We start from the raw sequence: 22,417 nt of genomic DNA, 5'->3' as shown, positions 1-22,417 counted from the left end.
GGGAAAGAGGCGGTGAACCCGATCCGCTCCGCCGCAACAATCATGCCTTTTCACCAATGCATGCGCCCGAGCCCTTCTGTCGATGACACTAAGGTCTAATATGTGCAGGGCGCGGAATCCGTTGCTCGCCCGCCCGATTGATTCACCGGGAGAGCATCTGATCTCCACTCAGCTGATAGTCACCGCTACCGGCGAGCAAAAGACCACTCGAGATGGCGGATTGGGGTGCGACGATCTGCTCTGCGAAGAATTTCGCCGTCGCTACCTTGGCATCAAGAAACGCGCGATCATATTCCTGCGAATATAGATCGCCGAGTGTCGCCTCAGCCTCGATTAGTAAAAGCCATCCCCCGACGAGATTTCCAAAGATTCTTAGATAGGCTGAAGCGGCCGCCAACCGCTGATCGGGCAGATTTGAAGCGCTGCTCGTCAGCCAAAGCGTAGATCGAGACACAGCTTCCAGGCCCGAGCGCAAAGCGGATGCCATCGATTCAAGCGTGGGGATAAGTGAAGCGCGCGTCAGCGAGTTTTCAATTTCTGCAAACAGTTCGCGCCAATGCCTACCATCGTCGATGCCCAGTTTCCGGGCAACGAGGTCGATGGCCTGAATGCCATTCGTTCCTTCATAAATGGGAGCGATCCGCGCGTCGCGAAAATCCTGCGCCGCCCCACTGTCCTCAATATACCCCAAGCCGCCCAAAACCTGGATTCCCAGCGACGTCGTTTCGACGCCCAGATCCGTTGCCCAGCTTTTTGCCACGGGTGTCAGGAGATCGGCCCGACACTGGAATTGCCTGCGATCGACGGGCTCGGCCGCCGCTGCGGCCAAATCGACCTGGGACGCCGTATAATAGACCAAAGCCCGTGCTGCCTGCGTGTTCGCACGCATCGTCATTAGCATGCGGCGCACATCGGGGAACGTCGCAATCAGCCGTCCATGCTGTTGCCGTTCGTAAGCATATTTAACGCTGCGTTGATAAGCGCGCTCTGCAATAGCGACGCCTTGGAGACCGACGTTGATTCTGGCGTGGTTCATCATCGTAAACATCGCCGCCATGCCCTGGTTTTCCTCCCCTACGAGCCAGCCAAAGCAAATACTCTCGTCGCCAAATTGCATGGTGCAGGTCGGCGACGCGTGGATTCCGAGCTTTCTTTCCAGCGAACGGCACGACACTCCATTCCTGTTCCCGAGGGTGCCGTCGTCGTTCACGAGGAACTTAGGAACAAGAAAGAGTGAAATGCCTTTGGTCCCGACCGGAGCTCCGGGCAGACGGGCGAGCACCAGATGGACGATGTTCTCAGCAACGTCATGGTCGCCCCATGTTATGAAAATCTTCTCGCCGGATATCCTGTAACGGCCGTCAACATCGGGCGTCGCCTGCGTCCTTAGAGCGCCCACGTCCGAACCGGCTTGCGGCTCTGTAAGGTTCATCGTGCCAGTCCATTCGCCGCTCACAAGGCGACTGAGAAAGCGACGCTGCAATTCCTCGGAGGCATGGTGCGAAAGGGCATGAATTGCGCCCTGGCTAAGCATCATGCACAGGGCAAAAGCCATATTGGCCGAGGTCAACTGTTCCTGAACGGCACACGATAGCGCAAACGGCAATCCTTGTCCACCGGTGTCAGGATCGGCGTGCAGGGAGGCCCAGCCGCCCTCGCGATATAGATTGTAAGCATCGCGAAATCCGTTGGGCAGAACGACATTTCCGTCTTCCCATCGCGCACCCTCGATGTCACCGGAGCGACACAGCGGCCCAAATACCTCGCCGGCCAATTTGCCCGCCTGCTGCAAAATAGCGTCGACCAGTTCGTCATTTGCCAGAGAGAATCTAGCGTGACCTGCGATTTCCCTCAAACTCGCTATCGTTTTGAGGACAAATGATTGCTCCAGTATCGGCGCGTTGTACAAGACTTGACCTTTCCTTTTTGGCATGCAGAAATAACGCTGGCGAAATCTCCGTCTAAGGGAAATCCCGAACCGCTACGAACAACGGACGTTCCAAGGTATTACTTGGAACCGGTCACTTCTACAGATATAGTCTGGACACCATTTTCAATCTTCTTGTGAAGCCGATCGGCCCAATAGAGACTTATCGTGTGACGTCCCGGTTTTGTTGGTAAATCGAATATGAAAACATATTGCTTGGCGCCCAAGCTGATCAACTGCTCGCCCATCGGCATAAGCTCAGTATCGTCGAGCGCAATGTGCAGGTGAGCTGCCGCCTCAGGATTATCCATCGTATATTTGGAAAGCTGAGCGGGTCCCTCAAAAACAACGGCCACGCGCTGCCCAATCGTCGCGCCATCAATGGGGCCGACAATTTTTAGTGGGGGTGTATCGGTTGAAGCCACCGGCTTTGCGTCGTCCATCGAAGACATATCGTGTCCTGGATCGCTCATGTTTCCCATGCCCGGCATCGCTGCCATGTTGTGCTCGGAGTGCGCTTCCTTTGGGGCATCTGGAGTCTTTTGGGCTCCTCCCGAGCAACTTGCGATCATGAGAGGCAAAACAAGTACAGTTGATTTCCACATAGCTTCCTCGCTCAATGAATATGGGCATCCGGCGATCCGCGTATCTCCGGTTCGTCGAAAAGCGTCTTTGATATTTGCTTCAGTTTCACAAGATTCTGCCAACCGTCGCGATCTTCTTCGGGTATCCAGCGTCCGCGGACGAAGCCGAAACGATCGATGAGGAACTCGACATAGCTGCGGCTCATGTTGAGTTCATTGCTGCGGCCTTTGTTGGCTAGAGTGCGCGACAGGAATGCGTAGCTCTCGATCACCTGCGCGGCGTCATCGTTAACTTGAACAATCGTGTTAGGGAGATTCGGCAATTTGTGCGGCGTAACGAGGATCAGTTGAATCCCTGACGCCGCCAATGTGCGCTGGGCCATTACAAGCTGCTTCACGCGCGCCGAGGTCGACCCGGAGGCAGCCGGAAATACGGCGATCAGCACGTTTGCGGCGTGTCGAAAGTCTTTCAGCTCGCCTGGCGAGCCATCGGATCGCTCAAAATAGAAGTCCGGTGCGCCGAGCCAGGGGCCGTTTGGCGCGATCAGCGGCGAGAGCACCCTGGCTTCAAACCCTTGGGAAAAAACCCGAAGGAAATTTGCAGTGTCCCAAATGCTCTGCTCATCAAACATATCACCGAATGGCGGCATACCGCTTTCCGGAATGCCATTTTTGATCCACCAATAGAGGTCGCCGCCCGTGTGTAGCGCTGTGTGGGGTTGGGAGAGATTCGCCGGTGGCTTGGGCAGCGATTTGGCAAGCGGCCCGTCGCCTTGTCCACCGGGTCCGTGACAAGCGGTGCAATTTTCTCGGTAATTCTTGGCGCCCTGCGCGATGGAGACTGTGAGATATGGCGACGTCGATCGCCGATAGGTCTCTGGGTAAGCCGGCACGCTAGCGGCCCAGGCGGCAACTCCGGCTGCTAACAGTCCCGCAGCCGCCAGGAGCGCGCGCCGGGCTCGGGAGAGTGACGCCCAGCGCGCGAAACCGGTCAGAAGCGAAAGACAGGCGACCCCGGTCGCGATCGGAAAGACCCACATTGTCGGCCATACGGGCCATGTTGCTGAAAGCGCGATCCTGAAAGGAAGGATCCAGACCGGCTGATCATGCACCGCGGGAGTCGTCTGCGCGAGTGTTCCTGCCAATCCTAAAATCACGCCGCCAAGCGCGAGTTCCGCGACCACCCAGCGCGCGACGGGAACGCCCAGCCCGAGTTTGTGGCCCTGGCGATTGTGGCCAGATAGCAGTCGCTTGCGAACCCGGTTCGCCAACAGCAAAACAGCCATCAAAATGCATATTTTGGCGCATAGAAGCCAGCCGTACGTCGTCCCGATCAAGTCCCCCTGTGACTTGATCCAGGCGCTGGCCAGCGCCACGCCTGACGTAATAATAATAGCCATGCAAGCTGTAGCCAGCTTGGAGAAGCTGCGTAATGCTGCAAGCACATCTCTTTGCAATGGCGATGATGGGGTTTGGCTCGTGCAGATGACCAGGCCTACCCAGCCAGGCAGCCCCCCGAGCCATGTGGCCATTGCAAGGATATGGGCAATATGGATCGGCACCAACCATCGGGTAGCCTCATCGCCGGCGACATGGCCCCCGAGCGGTCCGATGACGCCAGAGATAACGCCGACGGCAAGCGCAATGATATGGGTCAGGCGCCACGGCGCAGATCGGTCCCAAAACCAAGCACCTCCGAGGCAAACCGCTCCGAAACACGCCATAAGCAAGCGAATGTAGACCACCTGACCGGACGAGCTTCCAGCGGCGAATTCCAGCACCAGCTTGGGATCCGTCATGATGGCCCAAAGATGGACATCATTAGCGGAAGCCGACCGCGCTGCCAGGTTGAGAACCAGAGCAACCGGTAAAATGAGCGCCGCGACCATTGTCCCCAAACGCATCTTCTTTCGCCAGTTCCAGAGAACCGCGTTTGAAAGATGCGCCGTCGACAGACTGAAAAGCGAGGCTCCGATCAACCAGGCCAAAGTAGCGTTGATAATTGCCGTCGTGGACGCTGACAGCAACTCATTCACTGTTATTTGGAATCCGCACGAATGGTGAATTGCAGTCCATACTTAACAATATGACCATCCTTCGAGAGTACATGATAGTTAAGCTGATAGGTGCCTTTGGCGAGAGCTCCGCTCTTGGCAGATAGGCACCGCGCGTCGCGACCGAGTTTTATAGGTCCAAGCGGCGCATGTTTGCCCGCCGTGTCGCTAATCGAAAATGTCGAAAATTTGAGGTCGACTTCCTCATTGAAGCACAGTTCCACCTGTGGCGGCATCTTGTCGATCACGGCGCGACTGCCCGGCACTGACTTAACCAACGCGGCATGCGCAAAAAGCGGAGATGGAATGCAGGCGATGCACACCAGCGAAAGGGTCGATATTCGCATTTTCTTGATCACTTTCTCGTGGGAAAATCATCCGGCGCGCTGATGTTACCGCCAGTGTCCTATACACGGCGTTGCGCGCTGCTTCGTTTGGCCGGTCTTTTGAGCGTAGAGTATCCGAACAGTCCGCCGACCGCGAGGAGCATGATCGCCAGGAGTCCGAGAGGTTTTCTCCAGTGCAGCCACATGCTGCCGACAGCGAACGGGAATCGTGCCACATGCGCGGTGTCACCACCTGCGGAAACCAGCCCGATAAAATTCCCCCCCTCCTTGAAATCATACGAAAATGAAAGTGATCCTGTCGGATAGACCCGCGGCTCGACATGAAAGACTGTGGCCTTCGCAAGATCCGCCTCCGAACCAGACGCTTTGACCACCCTCACATCGATCGGAAGCTTGCGCAGATTATCGTCAATGAAATCGAGAACGATTACGGTTCTGCCGGTACTCGGAATATCTTCGCAGAACTGCTCGGCACCCTGGCTGTCGGGCTGATACCCGTTGAAATGCATTTGATACTGGCCGACCTGAAGCTTGCAGACGTCTTTCTCCATCGTCAGGCCGCCGTGAGCATGAGCAGATGTCGGCGCGCAAAAAATGATTAAACAATATGCGGCGACTCCTCGACGACCAGTCAGCCTCATGATCAACTCTCCAAATCCTACGATTACAATGTCATCGTCCTTTGCTCAGAGTCCCGCCGCGCACTAGCGTGGCGCAACCCTGAGCAAAGTCGCGGGAATTCAGCCTTTCACCGTTTCTGCCGTAAAGACTGGTACCATAGGCCCAGACACGTTGCTGATTGATCGATTCCCGGCCGCATCGAAGAAGAACAAGAGTCCCCCCACCAGGTTGTCAGGATCGTTCAACAAGCTCGTCAGTCTTTCTTTTTCCCAAGCTACGTCTGTCGCCGCAACAGCAATTTTGCGCGTTTCGCCCGGGGCGATAGGCCGGTTGTCACTAACTTTTAGACCATTTACCGGCACGACATCGCGCGGATAGTTTGGATCCAGACCCTTTACTGCTGCTGGAACGCTCGCGTTGATAAACCGGAGATTCGACGTGAGGAATTCACCCAGTTGGACTGGCGCTGGCCCCTCATTGGTGAGATTCATCTCAATTTTTAGGGAGCGGCCAGGCACATCATAAGTCGACTTGGTAACATACACCTTCACTGCACCGGGGGTGAACGGCAAAGGTTCGACGCTCGCTCGACCGCCTTGCAAAGGAATTGTGCGCGGGAAGGCGTTGTCAGTGACGACATATCCAACGAAGACGATCACGATGGTCGATGCTAGCAGGATTGCTCCGACAACGCGGTCCTTGTTCGAGATCAGAGCCTCTTCCTTGCCTTCGGTCACCGCCAAGTAGCGGGTGATGAGGAGTGGGCGCCGCAGCCAGAAGAGTAGCCATCCAATAGCAATGGCGAACCACAGGCCGTTCCACAAGTAAACGCGATCAAGTCCCCACGTCTCCAAATTGGGAATGAAGGTTCCGTTGATCGTCCGAACAGGCAATTTGAAGTCGGCATGGGAACCTGTCACTGTCACCCATTCCCCCGGGCCGAGTAGCGGCCCCGCTTCTTGGGCGTTGATCATAGGGTGGACGTGGTGACGGCCAGGAATTCGTGCCTTTAGCACAAATTTGAAAGCATAATCTCGGTCGAGCTCCAGCGGCGCAGATTGGATTGCCGGAACCCCGTTGATATAGCTTTCCGTCCTCACGAAGACTGGTCCTGGCGTACCATTGCCCAAAAATGCAACGTCTGGCTTGGGAAGGTTGGCTGGCCATTCTTTAAAGAGTCTAAACCGGCCAGTTATGATTATACTACCGTTCACTGGGACCGATTTGGAACTCCATTTTACATCGTAGAAGTGAGCGGTACGGAGCCTTAAAAAGGGTTCCTGATTGCGCTCACCATGGGCAAAAGCCGGCGATGACAAACCAGCTCCGGCAAGGCTGACGATCAGCAGCAAAGCTGCCGTCAAGCGCCGGAAGATGTTGCGTGTTTTCCCTATTATTAGCTGCATGTTCTCAAACCCCCCCCACGGTGCTTGTTGTAAGCTTAGTATCCTTGCCCCCTTGCTGCGTCGACGTTCCGGCTGCCTTTGGAACCAGGCCAAGGAGCTTCTTGAACGTATTCGGGACGGTGATCACGCGCGAGAAAAGGACGCCAAAGCCCCACCAGACCATATATGTTAATATGCATACAAAGCCGCTAAAAAAGGCCGACACCGTCGCGGAGTGTCCACCGAATGTCCTTAACGTGCCGCGTTCGATCATCCGAAGATATTCTGGAGTTGCCGTTCGCGTGAACGAGTAACCCATCACGTCACCCACAGATGCAAGATAATCCATGATCTGCACGGGCAATCTGTATGGGGCCAACATGAACCAGTTCGAAGGGTAGAACAGCAGAGAAAACGCCATTCCGCCGAATATCGCAGTCAACAGGAAATTGCCGGTGAGCAAGAGAATGGCATCCAGAGCTAGTGCGCTCGGCAGTAGCATTGCGGGCCACACCATGCTCATTGGGAAATAGGACCACAGATGGAAGCCGTAATAGCGGTTGAGCCACTCGCCGATCATCAGGCCCACAATTGCCAGCGTTGCGGCAATCGGGAGACGAAAATATTTCCAGAACATATACTGCAAGGCCGCTGGAAACATGATCGCCACAATCGGCGTCAACGTCACCCAGAATTCCCGGTCTTTCCAATCGACCCAAAAGTCCCAATCGCCCGCAAGTAGCATGAAGTGAAGATGAGTCGCGCCGGCGACCGCCAGCAACAGGATCACCGCGACGATGATGTCGAAGGTCCGCGATAGCTTTGCCCCTTCCTTCGACCACTTTATTCCATAAATTGTTTGTCCTGGATTGTCTCTCATCTTACTCTCCATGCTTCCGGCGACGAAATGCCAAGCGCATGCGCGCCCCCTGTAACCGTTGTTTTTCGTTTTGCGCGAAACCGACACCGAGCCGATCTCGCGCAATAATCCTGAACTAGCCCGCGATGACCTCACCCTCGCTTTCGGCAAGTTCGCCCATCTGCCTGAGAAGGGTGATCATATGCTGCGCGATCTGCAGCAGCAGACCACCTAGAGCCAAGACTGTCCAGCCCATGACAACGAAGCCCCAGTGCAGCGGCGCCGTGAACACCTCTTCCATCATCCAGAAGGCGTGGCCCCATTCATTGAAGCCCAGGTTCGGGAGAATCATGAATGGACCAGCCACCGCTAGAACCAGCGGAATCGAAATATTGTCTGCATATTTTGGCAGACGGGTCGTTGCGTAAAGCAAAGAGCCGACGCCGAACGTCACGTACAAAGGCATGGTGCCGTAGAAGAGCACCACATGGCTCGGTGTGAAGCTGGTGTCGCGAACGACAGTCTGGTGCCAAGATGCATCTTGCTCCGCGAAAAAGCTCGCTGCAAACCAGACAGCAACTGCGTAAACGAAAATGAACAAAACCAGATTAAAGTACCTGCGAAGTTCCTCTCGAGGCGTAATTGAATACAGGTTTTTGTCTCGCGTGAACCAAATGTAAGACCACACGCCAACCCAGAGCAATGGAATTAATACCAGTTCAGCTTTGAGTAGACCCATCCAGTAAGTGTCGAAAACCGGATCCGTGGAATCGAGCCCCGCAGTCCAGGCGAACATCCTTTGAAAGGTTCTGTAGAAAACCATGATCGCCAAAAGGCCTACCGTGGCTATTGCGGGGATCTTAAAATTCACAATCTTCCGATCATCGCTTGGTCTCCCAAGCGGAGTCGCATTTGCAACTGTTGCCATCACTCTACTCCTTCCATCTTTTTACGGTCGGCTGCTTAGACCTAATTACCCGATGCAGTCCGGTTGACTGCCGTGAGACATCACGGCCCAAGCTCGTCGCGCGAGTTTTGGATTTTAGAACAATGGCTTAGCTGGTCGTAACGTCCCAAAATCCGCCCACCGGAGATGAGTAAAAACACGTCCGCAACATTGGGTGGTGACTGGAACTGACTGAAGGCCATCGAGCCCCTCTCCCTGTTTCCGTCAGCTACGCTGGCGGCTTAAAATACTGCGCGAGGATATTGGATGGCGTCTTACCAATCGACTGTCGATGGCACTTTAGTCTAATGTGCCAAGGCTGCGCACCGCTTCAGTACGTCTGGCTAGGGGTTTAGGGGGACGAGATCGGGTGTGGCTTCTATGAGACCACCCGAAGCTGGAGATAAATTGTTTGGCGGTTGCGGCCTTGCAGACTGTGGAGTCGACCAGAGGAATTAATTTTCCGGATATCTATTTACGAGCATCAGGCCCTTTTCTCGCCAACCGTCCACCCCGTCGGCGAACCAGCGCACATCTCGGTATCCGGCCCGTCGCAGTCGCATTGAGGCGTTCCAACTCATCCAGCAATCGGCAAGGCAAAACACAACAATCGGCCGAACGGAGCCTCGTAACAGGCGAGCCATGCCGCCGAGAAACCATGCTTCGGCAACTGGCTCCAACTGTCCCCGCCCGGCGTCCGGAAACCAGCGGGCTCCTGGAATCGTTTCATGTGTCTCAGCCAGGGCCCAATGGCCTGTCAGCGCGTCACGACGGCCTCCCTGCGCCGGCGTTACATCTACGAACAACGCGCCTTGCCGACGAAGCAGTTCGAGCGCCTCCTGGACCTCGATCTTTCGTACCCCTTCGGGCGGGAAAGGGACCACTGACCGATAATGCGCGATCCGATAACCGGAAACAGCATCGAAGTCTCGACCGTCCGTGAGGGGCATCCCTGCCACTGCAACGGCCGCGCCCAAGACAAGAGTTAGCATCAATTACCTTTCCGCCGCATCAGCCTAAAGTACCATTGGAATGCCGGCTGGACCATTCTACTTTGGAGCTATGGGAAAGAATCACAGCAACCCGACCAAGCGTCTGGGCGTGGCGGCTATTGCGCTGTTCATCTGCAGCAGTCCCGCTGTCGCAGAAGTTCCAGCCGATCCGCTCCAGTCGCCTGTCTGGAAGGCGCTAGGTGAAACCTTTTTCGGAGACAGCGACGTTCGCTTCGACCCGCGCGTACGCGTGATCATGCCGCAGATCGCCGAGAACCAGCGCAGCTTCCCTGTAGCTGTGGACGCGCGAACAATTAGTGGCGTTAAGCGCATCCTCATTTTTGCAGATCTCAATCCGATACCGCTGGCCATCGACTATGTCCTGGCCGACGCCGCGCCCTATCTCGCGACCAACATCAAACTGGATCAGCGAACCCCGGTACGTGGCGCAGTGCAACTGAAGGATGGTTCCTGGCTCGTAAGTGGTGCGTGGGTGGATGCAGCGGGTGGCGGATGTTCGATGCCACCGCTGAGCCGTGCACGGGGCGATTGGTCACAGCATCTTGGCGAAATCCGCGGCGGTGCTTGGCACACCGAGGGCGGCGATCGCGTTCGTCTCGCCATGCGTCATCCGATGGATACCGGTTTTGTCGCGAATATTCCGACTTACCATCTCGAAAGTTTGGCGCTGACCGACGCGGATGGAAAGATATTCGGGAGCCTCGCTATAGAGGCATCCGTTGCCGAAGATCCAGTGATTACGGTAATTGTCGCTCCTTCCAAAAGCGCGAAGCTTCTGGTCACCGGTCGCGACACCAATGGGATCGACTATGATGCGACGCTGGCTATTATGGATCGTCCGGTTGGCTTGGCCTCTGCCTTGAAGTGATCAGTCGGCGCGATCTATTGGTCGCCACGGTGGCTTTGCCGGTGGCCGGCGCGGCATGGGCACAGTCGCTTCAATATACGATCACGCCAGTTTCAATCGGTGACGGGCTCTGGATAGTCCGCGGCGCGGACGAGCCGATAGCTCGTTCCAATGGCGGGGCAATCGCAAATATCACTATTCTGGCGACTCCCAAAGGCACCGTCCTGTTCGATTGCGGGCCGTCCCTACGCTATGGCACGGCGCTCAAGGCTCTGGCTGAACGATTGACGGGCATGCCAATCATTCGGGTTTTTCTTACCCATCTGCATCCTGACCATAGCTACGGTGATGGCGCATTCGACAAGTCGCTCGTGGCGGCCACGCCCGAACTAAATAGCGACCTTACGAGTGAGGGCAGGGTCTATTCCGATGGAATGTATCGTATCCTCGGTGACTGGATGCGCGGCACAGAACTGGTTTTACCAGGCCATATCATCTCATCCGATGTGGAGGACTTTGGTGATCGTCGCATTCGCATTCTTCCGTTAAACGGCCACAGCGCGGCAGATGTTGCTTATTTCGACGAAACGACTTCAACGCTCATCGCGGGCGACCTTGTCTTTCACGATCGCGCGCCTAGCACGCCCAACGCGGACCTGAGTCGATGGCAAGCGACGCTCGATACGCTCAAGTCGCTTGGGCACCGTTCCGTTGTGCCCGGTCATGGCCCTTTCGACCCAACCGCTTCCACTGCAATCGACCAGACCAAGGACTGGCTCGCCTGGCTGCAGACAGCGATCGAGACGGCGGTAGCGAGCGGCTTGGACCCTGTCGAGGCCGGTAACATCGAGATACCTGCGCGCTTCGCCGACCTCAAGGCCACGCGTTACGAACTTCAGCGATCGATATCGCATCTATTCGCGATAACGGAGGCGAGGATGCTTCCACGCGTCGACAACCGTTAGAAATAAGTGTCGCTGTTTCAAAGCCCGCAACTCTGAACTCGGGAACACAAGCTACTGTTGTACTTCTTGATGCACATTGGTGAAGCGCACCCATTCATGGAGCAGTTGTCAGACCAAGCGAATATTCTGCGAGCGTCGAGGACGTTCCACAATAATCTGTTTGGATGATAATAAAGCTTCTCGCGGTTGGACGTTAAGCTAACCACAAGTTGGCACCGGTGTCGCGCGCTCTAGAACGCAGCGCGCCGTACTTCTTTACATACTTTCTACAGATTGGTCGGATCTATAACCGGGCATGCAGACGTCGAAGGGCGGCTGACCAGGTACAGCATTATCGGCCGAGGCGGGATTAATCGCAAGGTGTGAAAGCTAAAATGACCGAGTTCAAACAGTGAATGAAGTATCGCGGGTTGGAGGAAAGCTCGGCTTTGCGGCGATTGCCGGGGCGATTGCAGTCGGCATTCTTGCGCAATTTCTGTACCAACCCGCCATTCAGCCAACGGCTGATGCGCCACGTGCTGTTGGATTGAATGAGGCGTGCGCTACTGGAAGTCGTCGCGGACACATCGATTTAGGCGACGAGCTGAGGACGAGCTCGGGGCTGCGGATCTGGGTTCGAACGCCACATAATTATAACGCCACCACGGCCTATCCACTGCTCGTCATATTTGCTCCGGCAGGCTTTGACAGGCATCGATCAGAATCATTCTACAATCTCACCACGGAGGCAACCCGGCGCGGCAACATCGTGGCCTATAGTGATCATGTTAGTCTTTCGCGCCGCGCGCTCGAACTCCAATCGGCTGTGGCGTCAACGATAGAACAAGGATATTGTGTCGACCAAAGAGCGATCGCTTATCTCGGTCATTCCGACGGTGGGTCCATGGCTGAAGGCATTCCCATATTTGCAACTAAGCAATTGCCAGTGCGTGCGGTTGTCGCGACCGCCGCTGGAATTGCAGAAGACGATCTTCAAGGTGCCAAATGTCCCGGCATCCCGGCTGTTTTGATCATCCACAACCCTGCCGACGAGCTGTTCCCCGACTTTGGGAGCGGGACCGCCGCCTGGTGGGCAAACTGCGCCAGGTGCACGCCAATCCCAGATCATTCTCTGGTGTCCGGGTGCCGATCCTTCAAGGGATGCGCCGCAGGCAAAAGCGTCACGTACTGCAGTTCGGCCACTCCGCACAGAACGTTTCCGAAAATGGTGCCGCAAATGCTGAACTTCATCGAGAACGAGGAACTGAATGTCGTCGCCCGGAAACACTCTGCACACTAGCCGATTCGCGCGATGCTATGGCTGCCAGGCGACTGCGCCAGCTGAACCGATCGGTGTTGTCCAACCAGCTGGTTCCGACTGGGGGGTTCGGATGCTTCGTAAACGGTTCTGCTCGCCTGAAAATGAGTTCGTTAACACTCCTGATATCGCAACTTGTGTCCGAGAAGTGTGATTCTCGGACAGTAGATTGATGCGCGGAAGGGGGTGCGTTAGGATCGCGTGATGAGTGATGACATGGACCCGTCGCGGCTGTTGCCGGTGGTGGCCGAGCAGCCCGCGCTGCCCGACATCCTCCACGCGCAGATCGCGCGCGCCGCCGACTACGCCAAAGCCTCGCGGGCGTCATCGACCCGGCGCGCCTATGAGGCCGACTGGAAGATCTTCACCGCCTGGTGTCAGCAGCACGGCATCCAGGCAATGCCCGCGAGCCCCGATGCGGTCGCGGTGTTCGCCAGCGCCGATGCCGATGCCGGCACCAACCCTCGTACCATCGGCAAGCGGATCTCGGCGATCGCCTATTATCACCGCCAAGCCGGTCATGCGCCGCCGAACACCGTGCCCGGCTCCGGCCGGCTGCTCGAGGTGCTCGCCGGCATCCGCGCGACCCACGGCAAGCCCAAGGTCCGCAAGCGCGCCGCCGACGCTGCCGCGCTACGCCATATGCTCGAGACGATCCAAGGCGATGGCCTGCGCGCGGTGCGCGACCGCGCGCTCCTCGCGATCGGCATGTCGGCCGCGCTGCGCCGGTCCGAACTCGTTGCGTTCGATGTGCCCGACGTCGGGCTCGTCGACAAAGGCATCGAGTTGATGATCGCCAAGTCGAAGACCGACCAGACCCGCGAGGGCGTTATCGTCGCCATTCCGGAGGGCAAGCGGATTCGTCCCAAGGCGTTGCTCCTAGCCTGGATGGCGGCGGCCGGCCATGCCGAGGGACCCCTCTTCCGGCGGCTCTCTCGCCGCGATGAGCTCACCGACGATCGCATGTCGGACCGCGCCATCGCGCGCCTGGTCCAGCGCTGCGCCGCCGCCGCCGGCTACGACCCGGCGCACTATGCGGGCCACTCGCTGCGCGCCGGATTCCTCACCGAGGCGGCTGCCAACCGGGCGAGCATCTTCAAGATGCAGGACGTCAGCCGCCACAAGTCGGTGCAGGTGCTCTCGGAATATGTCCGCAGCGCCGAACTGTTCGACGATCATGCCGGGGCGCAGTTTCTGTAGCGCACCCGGCCGCTGCCTGCTTGTAATTGTTGCTCAGTTGAGCTACATTTAATTAGAGATTTGACGAGGAGTCACACATGGCCGCGACCGCCTTCGTGCGCGCACGCATCGACGAAGCTGTAAGGGATGAAGCCGCCGCCGTGCTGGCTGAGTTGGGACTTACCGTGTCCGACGTCGTACGCATGACTCTCACGCGCGTCGCCCGCGATCATGCATTGCCGTTCGAGCTCAAAGTGCCGAACGCCGAAACGCGGGCAGCCATTGAGGAATCGCGCGCCTTGATGAAGGGGCGCCGCGCCCGTTTCACCGATGCCCAGGACGTTTTTGATGCCCTCGACCAAGACGCCCGCCAGCAGTAAGCGAGCGTCCCTTCTCCGAGAAGCCGCCTATACCAAAAGCTTCGTGAAAGATTGGGACAGGCTCTCGCGTTCTGGTCGGTACAATATGCACCAGCTCAAAGAGGCGATGCTTCTCCTGATCGCCAATGATGCGCCGCTTGGACCGGAGTGGTTGGACCATGCTCTGAAAGGAGAATGGGCGGATCACCGCGAGTGCCATATCGGCGGCGACTTCCTACTGATCTACATGGTCGAGAAAAATAGAATCAGCTTCACGCGGGCCGGAACGCACTCCGAATTGTTCGCGTGAACCAATAGGCCGTTGGCGAGGTCGACAAACATTAAGTAACTCTTGCGGGCAAGTGAGGCCAACCGTGGCGAATGAATATAAGACCGTTCCCATCGATGACGTTTTCAACAGCATGTCGGCGGAGCGGCAAGCACGCGTCAAGACACGCGCGAGCGCCTTGATCGCTGAAGAGCTGACACTGCGCGATCTTCACAAGGCGCTCAACGGAAATTAGCGGTCACAGATCCCCACATCCCCACCTGGGTCGGACCGGACTTGTCGGCAGGCTTGGGTGCGATCTTGATTGAGTCACGGCAGCCATGCCGTCGAGCATCGAACTGGCGATGGCTACGGGCACGGCCAAGGAGTCCGTGAGCCCCGGCGCGCCTCACTGGGTTGCGGCAGCATCCGGCCTGGGCACGCTTACCCGACTCCACCGAGGGCGCTTTCAGCCATCGGCTGTCTCGATATGCCGATTGTGGACAGCTTGCGGGTGCGGGTGGGCGGCGTGCTGTTCTCGAATATCGTCTTCATACTGAATCGACAGCAGTCGGTGGGCAGACGCTACGGCCGGGCTGACAGCCGACGCCGCTGCCTCAGCCTCCTGGCGCGCGCGCCGCTCATAAAATGCAAGATTTTCCTCGCACATGCTCGCCTCCATCGTGCGACTCACCTGCTCAGAGAGGTCGGTTTATGCGCCCATTGCGCGGTACTGAAAACCGCCTGAATCAGGCGGCGGGGCGGGGCGATGGATTCACACGTGTAAATAGGCGTCCAACCGGAACCCCTTATCGGCGTCGAACAGGGACCCCCTTTTCGATTGGCGGGACGAGGATGACGGGCGCTCCTTTCGCGCTGGTTGCGCCTCCGGTCGGGCTACGCCCGCCCTACGCCGCAAAAACCAGCGCGAAGCACTCCTGATCGACTGCCTGGGCGTCAGCTGCGGTGTTTGAGGCGCCAGCTGTCGTTGCCGGTCTCGGCGATGTCGCAGTGGTGGGTGAGCCGGTCGAGCATGGCGGTGGTCATCTTGGGATCACCGAACACGCTCGGCCGCTCGCCGAACGCCAGGTTGGTAGTGATAATCACCGAGGTGCGCTCGTAGAGCTTGCTGACGAGGTGGAACAGCAGCTGGCCGCCGGAGCGGGCGAACGGCAGGTAGCCGAGCTCGTCGAGCACGACCACATCCAGCCGCGAGAGGTGGGCCGCCAGGGTCCCAGCCTTGCCGATCCGGGCCTCTTCCTCGAGCCGGTTCACACTCATGCGCGACAAGAACGATCGGTCTCTGGTTGCCGCTGGATGAAAGGCGGCGGTCACGTCAGCCGCTGCCGAGGTGCCCCCGGATGATCGGGACGCGCGATGCCGGCCCGTCATCACCATTTCCGCGACCTCCGTCGTCTCCGAGAACTTGAGGCCGTTGTGCCCGTACGGCCACCCATCCGTATTTCCTCAATCGACAAGACGGCATGGACGGAGGCGTCGCGCCACGGCTTCCTGACGGGCGACCATCGCGGCATGGCCGCTGTTTTGGCCGCCGCGGCAATCCGGCGCGACCTCGCGCCCGAAGCGCGCATCGGTCCTGCCGGCGTCGCCATGCTGCCTCAGCGCGCCGCGCCAGAGGGCCAGCGCTACCGCGTGACGCTTGTCAAAGCGCGGGAGGAGCTGGACTGCTACCTTCCAGCCGCCCGTCTACAAGCCGCCGACCGGTTGCGCGGCTTGATCGCGGAGGGCGCCCCTTCTGCCGCGATTCGCTAACGCGCGCACGGAACTCGCCTATGTCCGGCACGCCAAGGGACCGGTCTACCAATCGCACCTGCTCACCTACCTCGGCGTCCGACAGGTCGATGCCGTTATCTCTTCCCAGCAGACGCCGCTCGCGCGCGTGCGGGAGATCGGCGCGGCGCTTGGGGTTCAGATCGACAACCAGCAGCCGGTGCAGCTTCAGCGCGCCGTCCGCTCCCTGGAGCGCCCCGTCTTGCCACCCGGGCACTCGCCGGGGCAGGAACAGCTCGCGGCGGAGTTCCTGAAGAACACGCCCGAGAAGAACAAAGCCGATCCACGCCTCGCCCCGCCCAGGCGATCGTCGATACCGCTTTGAAGACTGCGCGCGATCGGGGGAGAGTGCGCGCAAGGTCAGCACGATCGTGGAGTCGACGTGCCAGCCTGTCGCCGAGCGCATCAAGACGGGCGGCACTCTCGATGCCGAGATCGGCCGGGCGCCCAATCGTGGCCCCACGCCTGAGCCTCGCAACAGGGGCCGGAGCCACTAACCAGCCTCGTGGCGCACCGGCGATCCGCCAGTTGGCGGGCGCACCCTGCCATTTTAGGTCAGCGCCGCTTACCGCGCAGCGAAACTGCGTTCGAGGCAGTGAAGATGGCCTCTACGGCTTCCGCAAGCGCCCGCTGATCGAAAGGTTTCTGTAGCGTCGGGAGCCGGTGCGGCTCGTCTGGCGCGAACTCCACGTAACCACTCACCAGCAGCACGGGCAGGCTTGGCCTGCGCTTGATCAAAGCACCGGCCAACTGAACGCCCGTCATCTGCGGCATCATCTGGTCCGTGAGGACCAGATCAACTTCGAGACCATGATCGAGCTGCTGGATCGCGTCTGGCCCTGAAATAGCGGGCGCAACGCGGTGGCCGAGATCCTCCAGCATCGCGACTGTGTTAGCCAGCACCAGCGGATCGTCATCCACGACCAGGATAGCGCGCGATTCCAACGCCGGCAGCGAGGCACTTGGCTGCTGCTCGCGATCGTGGGCCTGCCCTGTTGCCGCCTTGGCGGCGGGAAGCCAGATCTCCGCTTTGGTGCCGTGGCCAACCGCACTTTGGAGCGTCAGACGTCCGCCCGATTGTGCTGCAAAGCCCTGCACCATCGAAAGCCCCAGGCCTGTGCCCTTGCCTACCCCCTTGCTCGTGAAAAAGGGCTCCGATGCTCGGGTGAGCGTCTCGCTGTCCATCCCCTCGCCGGTGTCTGCAACGACCAATCGGACGTAGCTCCCCGGCGCGAGATCCTCATTTGCCCCAACAATTTCCTCGGTAGCCGAAATCTCGACATCACCGCCATCCGGCATCGCATCGCGCGCGTTCACAGCAAGGTTAAGGATCGCAAGCTCTAGCTGGTGAGGATCGACTTCGACGGCGCTCAAGGCGAGGGGCAAACGAGTGCCGATCTTTATCATCGGGCCGAGTGAGCGCTGCATCATGTCGGACATGCCGCGCACGAGTTGTGAAATGTCCACCTGCTCAGGCTTAAGATCCTGCTTCCGCGCGAAAGATAGCAGCCGTTGGGTCAGGGTTGCTCCACGTCGGGCACCCTCGAGGGCGCTCTCCAGGAAGCGGGCCGCCTTAGGATCATCAGGCAACCGCTTCCTGAGCAGGTCGAGATTTCCGATCACTATGGCGAGCAGATTATTGAAATCGTGAGCGACACCTCCGGTGAGGTGGCCAACAGCTTCCATCTTCTGCGACTGGCGCAGTGCCTCCTCAGCCCTCTTCCGTTCCGTTACGTCAGTAAGCCCCGCGAGGACCTGGACGAAATTACCCTCGGGGTCACGTTCCACGCGAGCCGAGATCACGACGTCCAGGATCGCGCCTAATTTGGTGATGGCTCGATGCTCCCCGCCGCTAAGGTCCCCCTTCGAGAGCAGGCCGGGCCAGTCCTCTTGCAAGAATCGCTTGGCGGAGGCTTCCGTGAGAAAGTGGACGAAGGGTCGCCCGATCACCTCCCCGCGATCGTACCCAAGCAGCGCGCACCACGCATCGCTCACATGCTCAAGACAGCCAGCCTTATCGGTCGAATGAAGGGGAAGTGGCGTTCCCTTATAGAGCCTCCGAAACCTCTCCTGGTTTTGTCGCAGGAACTCTGCTTCGCGTTCGGCCATGGACGCCAGGCGACGGTCGAACATCGCTGCCGCAAGTGCCGTCGCGAGTATCAGAAAGGTCGCGACCGACACCGCAACCGCAATCGCCGCTTGCCCCAGCCCGGTTGGTCCGCTGGCCCTATCGACATGGCTTTTCGCTACGAAGACGGCCGCCTGCATACCGGCCAAGTGCATGCCGGAGATCGCCCCGCCCATAACGATGGCGGCGATGATCCGCTCGACATGTCCGCTTCGGCGCGAGGCGAGCCATAGCGCAGCCGTAGCTGCGCCAACGGCCACGAGGATGGAAACAGCGACCCAAAACCTGTCGTAGCGCAAGTCGGCTGCCATGCGCATCGCCGACATGCCCATGTAGTGCATCGCGACCACGCCAAACCCCATGATCAGGCCAGCGCCGATCAGCCTTGGGCCCGTCGGCAGCGAGTGGCGGCTCATGATGGTGAAACCGATGCCGGTCGCCGCAATGGCTACCAACAGCGAGGCGAGTGTCAGCCCCAGGTCATAATCGGCTTCCATACCTGGCATGCTGAAGGCGAGCATCGCGACGAAATGCATTGCCCATATTCCGCCCCCCATTGCCAAGGCGGCGGCCGCCAACCAGAGCCGCTTTGCCCTGTCCTCCGACGCCCGGACACGGCCGACGAGGTCGAGGGCCGTATAAGAGGCGGCAATGGCGATGAGGATTGAGATCCAAACCAAGGCAAAATCGTGCGTGCCGGTAAGCGTCATACTGAATTTGAGTCCCTGTGCGCCGTCTGCCAAACCTCGCGAGGGCCCATCCTAGGCGGATCACAGGCGATCACAAAGGCGGGGCGATGCCCTTCCCTCCGAAGGCTGGCCGTCGCCCGGTCAGCCTGACGACCACGCTTGTTCATCGTCCTGAGCGCTGTTCGTGCAGCTGAGCCTTGATGTACATCTCCTTCCATGCCGAGGCGGCACGCAACGAGCGCTCCCTCACGCACGGAAGGGAAGCACCCCTAGCTTCTTCGAGGCACGCGTTCTTGCGGCTTAAGTAGAGTTCGCTGTTGCGAGCGAACGACTTGACAGGCGACCTTGGCGACATGTTGTCGTACCTTTCTGAAAAAGGACAAGTGATGATCGAGGGCGATCCGATATTCCGCTGGACTATGTCCTCTTGCGGACAAACTCTGCGCGCAGGACGAGCCCCTTGATGCCCTCATAGCGGCAGTCGATTTCTTGACTATCGCTGGTTAGACGAATCGATTTGATCAGCGTCCCGCGCTTGAATGTCTGACCAGCGCCTTTCACCTCTAGATCCTTGATCAGTGTGACCTGATCGCCATCTGCAAGCAGATTACCAACTGAATCCCGGACTTCTGTCCGCTTAACTGCTGCTTGGCGGGATGCTAGCTCGCTAGGGGGCATCCATTCCCCTGAGGCGTCATCGTATACGTAATCGTCATCACTCATGGAGAGATCCTATTGCTGTCGATGCATCGCATTTGAATATAACTTTCGCCAAGCGGGGGCCCGTCCCCGCAGGCTTCATACTAACAAGTCAGCCTTGTCGCGCAGGAGCTTGCCGAGCTCGAGCACAGAGCACGCCGCGAAGAAGCTGCTCAGGCCGCAACCGCGCCCAGTCCCGATTGCATCACCGCCAAAGCGGTCATGTTGGAGATTCCACGAGCTGTGACGGATGGCGAAAGCACATGGAGTGGCTGCGCTGGCCCCAGGAGGATCGGCCCCACCACAAGCCCCTCCTCTGCGGCAGCCAGCAACGACAACGCGATATTGGCGGCATCAAGCGTCGGCATCACTAGCAGGTTTGCCGATCCGAGGAGCGGGCTGTCGCGGACGATCCGCTGGCGGAGCGCCTCGGACAAAGCCGCATCCGCCTGCATTTCGCCGTCAATCTCGAGTTCGGGTGCAGCGGAGCGTATCAGCGCCAATGCCTTACGCATTTTATGTGCGCTGGGGCTATTCGAGCTACCGAAGCTCGAATGCGATAGCAGCGCTACTTTGGGCGACAGTCCGAAGCGGCGCACCATATCGGCCGCGAGCGGCACCATCTCAGCGATCTGCTCTGCGGTCGGATCGACATTCATGTGCGTGTCGCAGATAAACAGCGTGCCGCTACCGATCACCAGCGCCGATAACGCATAAAGCCGATCCATCCCCTCCGCGCGCCGGACGATCGGCATCGCCTCGGTCATATGGCGCCACCAATCTCCGGAGCCTCCTACCAGCGCTGCGTCAGCGAGGCCTGCGTCCAGCAGCATCGCTGCGGTGACAGTAGGGCGTGTCCGTACCCGTCGCTCCGCTGCGGGCGGCAAGATGCCACGCCGGCCGACGAGGCGGGTATAAGCTTCAACCATCGGCGCCATCGTTGCCTCGTCAAAGCCGGGATCGACGATGTCGAGGTGCTCGCCTTCCTGCAGACGAAGACCGAGCGCGGCGATCCGCTCCGTGATTACTGCACGCCGGCCGACGAGCAGCGGTCGCGCAAGGCGTTCATCGACAGCACTTTGGGCAGCGCGCAACACGCGCTCATCCTCCCCCTCTGAATAGACCACGCGCTTGGGGGCGAGGCGCGCACGTTCGACCACTGGCCGCATCAGTTGGCCCGATCGGTAGACGAAGCGCTCCAACTCCTGCGCGTAGGCATCGAAATCGGTAATCGGGCGCCGTGCGAGCCCGGCTGCCATCGCTGCTTTGGCAACGGCGGGCGCGATTGTCAGCATGAGGCGCGGGTCGAACGGTGCAGGTATGATGTAGTCGGGGCCGAAGACCGGCGTTTGTCCGCCATAGGCGGCCGCTACCACCTCCGAAACTTCGCTTCGCGCGAGTTCGGCGATCGCTTCTGCGGCAGCGAGCTTCATCGTCTCATCGATCGCGGTCGCGCCGACGTCGAGCGCACCTCTGAAGATGAACGGAAAGCACAACACGTTGTTGACCTGATTGGGGTAATCCGCTCGTCCGGTTGCTACGATTGCATCGGGGCGCGCGGCCCTGGCCAACCCCGGCAGGATTTCGGGTTCCGGGTTCGCCATTGCCAGGATCAGCGGCTTGTCGGCGAGCAAAGGCAGCCATTCGGGCTTAAGCACGCGCGGCGCCGACAGGCCGAGGAACACGTCCGCGCCCGCGAGCACTTCATCGAGCGAACGCGCGTCGGTTTCGCGAGCATAGCGTGCCATGTTTGCTGACATGTCAGGGTCGCGGCCGCGGTGGACCACGCCGCGGATGTCGGTCAGTGTGACGTTCTCCGCCGGCAACCCCATTGCAACCAGCAGGTCGACGCAGGCGAGCGCGGCCGCACCTGCGCCTGAGGTTACAAGCCGCACCTCCTCCAGCTTCTTGCCCTGTAGCAAGAGCCCGTTCCTGACGGCTGCTGCGCATACTATGGCGGTGCCGTGCTGGTCGTCGTGGAAGACCGGGATTTTCATCCGCTTCCTGAGCGCGGCCTCAATCGCAAAGCACTCGGGCGCCTTGATGTCCTCAAGGTTGATCCCGCCGAAGGTCGGCTCCAGCGCCGCCACCACCGCGACGAAGTGGTCTGGATCATGCGCGTCGACCTCGATGTCAAACACGTCGATGCCGGCGAATTTCTTGAAGAGCACCGCCTTGCCTTCCATCACCGGCTTGGAAGCGAGCGGGCCGATGTCGCCGAGGCCGAGTACGGCAGTGCCGTTGGTGATGACGGCGACGAGATTAGCGCGCGCGGTATAGCTATCGGCGCAGTCCGGGTTGGCGGCGATCATGTCGCAGGCAGCGGCTACACCCGGCGAATAGGCGAGCGCCAGATCGCGCTGGCTCACCATCCGTTTGGTCGGGCGCACTTCCAGTTTTCCTGGCCGCGGCAGCCGGTGGTAATCGAGCGCTGCCTTGCGGAAGTCCTCGTCCATTGC

The 22,417-nt window shown here is 59.1% G+C and carries 21 protein-coding genes and 1 pseudogene; 7 read left to right on the top strand and 15 right to left on the bottom strand.

What is annotated here, in order from left to right; genetic code table 11:
- Positions 1 to 142: 142 nt before the first annotated feature.
- The 9 genes from C1T17_RS20635 to C1T17_RS20595 all read right to left on the bottom strand — a co-directional run bounded on the left by C1T17_RS20635 (position 143) and on the right by C1T17_RS20595 (position 9,715).
- Positions 143 to 1,933 (bottom strand): acyl-CoA dehydrogenase, encoded by a 1,791-nt coding sequence (locus tag C1T17_RS20635; protein WP_104955524.1) that lies wholly within the window; start codon positions 1,931 to 1,933, stop codon positions 143 to 145.
- Between the two features lie 74 nt (positions 1,934 to 2,007).
- Entirely contained in the window at positions 2,008 to 2,547 is a 540-nt protein-coding gene (locus C1T17_RS20630; RefSeq protein ID WP_145959057.1) for a hypothetical protein, read from the bottom strand.
- On the bottom strand, positions 2,544 to 4,547 hold the full coding sequence (locus C1T17_RS20625; RefSeq protein ID WP_104955522.1) for a CopD family protein: 2,004 nt from the start codon (positions 4,545 to 4,547) through the stop codon (positions 2,544 to 2,546). Before C1T17_RS20625 ends, C1T17_RS20630 begins: the two co-directional genes overlap by 4 nt.
- Positions 4,548 to 4,549: 2 nt before the next feature.
- A complete protein-coding gene (locus tag C1T17_RS20620) occupies positions 4,550 to 4,924 on the bottom strand; it encodes a copper resistance protein CopC (RefSeq protein WP_104955521.1) in 375 nt (124 codons plus the stop codon).
- A gap of 47 nt (positions 4,925 to 4,971) precedes the next feature.
- On the bottom strand, positions 4,972 to 5,553 hold the full coding sequence (locus C1T17_RS20615) for a hypothetical protein (protein WP_145959055.1): 582 nt from the start codon (positions 5,551 to 5,553) through the stop codon (positions 4,972 to 4,974).
- Positions 5,554 to 5,652: 99 nt separating this feature from the next.
- Positions 5,653 to 6,897, bottom strand: coding sequence for a bacterial ammonia monooxygenase, subunit AmoB (gene amoB, locus C1T17_RS20610; RefSeq protein ID WP_189338625.1), 1,245 nt, complete (start codon positions 6,895 to 6,897; stop codon positions 5,653 to 5,655).
- A 46-nt stretch (positions 6,898 to 6,943) separates the two neighbouring features.
- The gene (gene amoA / locus C1T17_RS20605; RefSeq protein ID WP_104955518.1) at positions 6,944 to 7,798 is read right to left on the bottom strand and encodes a bacterial ammonia monooxygenase, subunit AmoA; all 855 of its coding nucleotides are present in this window, start codon (positions 7,796 to 7,798) and stop codon (positions 6,944 to 6,946) included.
- Between the two features lie 115 nt (positions 7,799 to 7,913).
- Entirely contained in the window at positions 7,914 to 8,705 is a 792-nt protein-coding gene (amoC, locus tag C1T17_RS20600; RefSeq protein ID WP_104955517.1) for a bacterial ammonia monooxygenase, subunit AmoC, read from the bottom strand.
- Between the two features lie 473 nt (positions 8,706 to 9,178).
- Entirely contained in the window at positions 9,179 to 9,715 is a 537-nt protein-coding gene (locus tag C1T17_RS20595; protein ID WP_104955516.1) for a rhodanese-like domain-containing protein, read from the bottom strand.
- Positions 9,716 to 9,785: 70 nt separating this feature from the next.
- Between C1T17_RS20595 and C1T17_RS20590 the strand changes: the two genes are divergently transcribed.
- The 7 genes from C1T17_RS20590 (at position 9,786) to C1T17_RS21480 (ending at position 14,907) form a co-directional block, all read left to right on the top strand.
- The gene (locus tag C1T17_RS20590) at positions 9,786 to 10,604 is read left to right on the top strand and encodes a quinoprotein dehydrogenase-associated SoxYZ-like carrier (RefSeq protein WP_104955515.1); all 819 of its coding nucleotides are present in this window, start codon (positions 9,786 to 9,788) and stop codon (positions 10,602 to 10,604) included.
- Positions 10,601 to 11,548, top strand: coding sequence for a quinoprotein relay system zinc metallohydrolase 1 (locus C1T17_RS20585; RefSeq protein WP_104955514.1), 948 nt, complete (start codon positions 10,601 to 10,603; stop codon positions 11,546 to 11,548). The genes C1T17_RS20590 and C1T17_RS20585 overlap by 4 nt, the downstream gene beginning before the upstream one ends.
- A 391-nt stretch (positions 11,549 to 11,939) precedes the next feature.
- Complete coding sequence (locus C1T17_RS20580; RefSeq protein WP_104955513.1) at positions 11,940 to 12,827, top strand: hypothetical protein; 888 nt, start codon at positions 11,940 to 11,942, stop codon at positions 12,825 to 12,827.
- A 222-nt stretch (positions 12,828 to 13,049) separates the two neighbouring features.
- A complete protein-coding gene (locus tag C1T17_RS20575) occupies positions 13,050 to 14,045 on the top strand; it encodes a site-specific integrase (RefSeq protein ID WP_223262970.1) in 996 nt (331 codons plus the stop codon).
- 77 nt (positions 14,046 to 14,122) lie between these two features.
- A complete protein-coding gene (locus C1T17_RS20570; protein ID WP_104955512.1) occupies positions 14,123 to 14,404 on the top strand; it encodes a type II toxin-antitoxin system RelB/DinJ family antitoxin in 282 nt (93 codons plus the stop codon).
- Complete coding sequence (locus C1T17_RS20565; RefSeq protein ID WP_104955511.1) at positions 14,373 to 14,693, top strand: type II toxin-antitoxin system YafQ family toxin; 321 nt, start codon at positions 14,373 to 14,375, stop codon at positions 14,691 to 14,693. Before C1T17_RS20570 ends, C1T17_RS20565 begins: the two co-directional genes overlap by 32 nt.
- Before the next feature lie 64 nt (positions 14,694 to 14,757).
- Positions 14,758 to 14,907: a hypothetical protein gene (locus C1T17_RS21480; protein ID WP_189338624.1), complete on the top strand. Its 150-nt coding sequence runs from the start codon at positions 14,758 to 14,760 to the stop codon at positions 14,905 to 14,907.
- A 213-nt stretch (positions 14,908 to 15,120) separates the two neighbouring features.
- Here C1T17_RS21480 and C1T17_RS20560 read toward each other — a convergent pair whose 3' ends face one another.
- The 6 genes and pseudogenes from C1T17_RS20560 to C1T17_RS20535 all read right to left on the bottom strand — a co-directional run bounded on the left by C1T17_RS20560 (position 15,121) and on the right by C1T17_RS20535 (position 22,414).
- A complete protein-coding gene (locus C1T17_RS20560; RefSeq protein ID WP_145959054.1) occupies positions 15,121 to 15,345 on the bottom strand; it encodes a hypothetical protein in 225 nt (74 codons plus the stop codon).
- Between the two features lie 263 nt (positions 15,346 to 15,608).
- Positions 15,609 to 15,926, bottom strand: a pseudogene (locus tag C1T17_RS20555) (ATP-binding protein); the annotation flags it as partial.
- A gap of 388 nt (positions 15,927 to 16,314) precedes the next feature.
- Positions 16,315 to 16,848 carry a hypothetical protein gene (locus C1T17_RS21475; protein WP_189338623.1) on the bottom strand — a complete coding sequence of 178 codons (534 nt, stop codon included), beginning with the start codon at positions 16,846 to 16,848 and terminating at the stop codon, positions 16,315 to 16,317.
- A 149-nt stretch (positions 16,849 to 16,997) separates the two neighbouring features.
- A complete protein-coding gene (locus tag C1T17_RS20545) occupies positions 16,998 to 19,280 on the bottom strand; it encodes an MHYT domain-containing protein (RefSeq protein WP_104955509.1) in 2,283 nt (760 codons plus the stop codon).
- A gap of 396 nt (positions 19,281 to 19,676) precedes the next feature.
- Positions 19,677 to 19,982, bottom strand: coding sequence for an alkylphosphonate utilization protein (locus tag C1T17_RS20540; protein ID WP_104955508.1), 306 nt, complete (start codon positions 19,980 to 19,982; stop codon positions 19,677 to 19,679).
- Between the two features lie 149 nt (positions 19,983 to 20,131).
- Complete coding sequence (locus tag C1T17_RS20535; RefSeq protein ID WP_104955507.1) at positions 20,132 to 22,414, bottom strand: NADP-dependent malic enzyme; 2,283 nt, start codon at positions 22,412 to 22,414, stop codon at positions 20,132 to 20,134.
- Positions 22,415 to 22,417 lie beyond the last annotated feature (3 nt).

This window comes from Sphingobium sp. SCG-1 (assembly GCF_002953135.1).
GTDB lineage: Bacteria > Pseudomonadota > Alphaproteobacteria > Sphingomonadales > Sphingomonadaceae > Sphingobium.
This window is presented reverse-complemented; position numbering and strand designations above follow the sequence as displayed.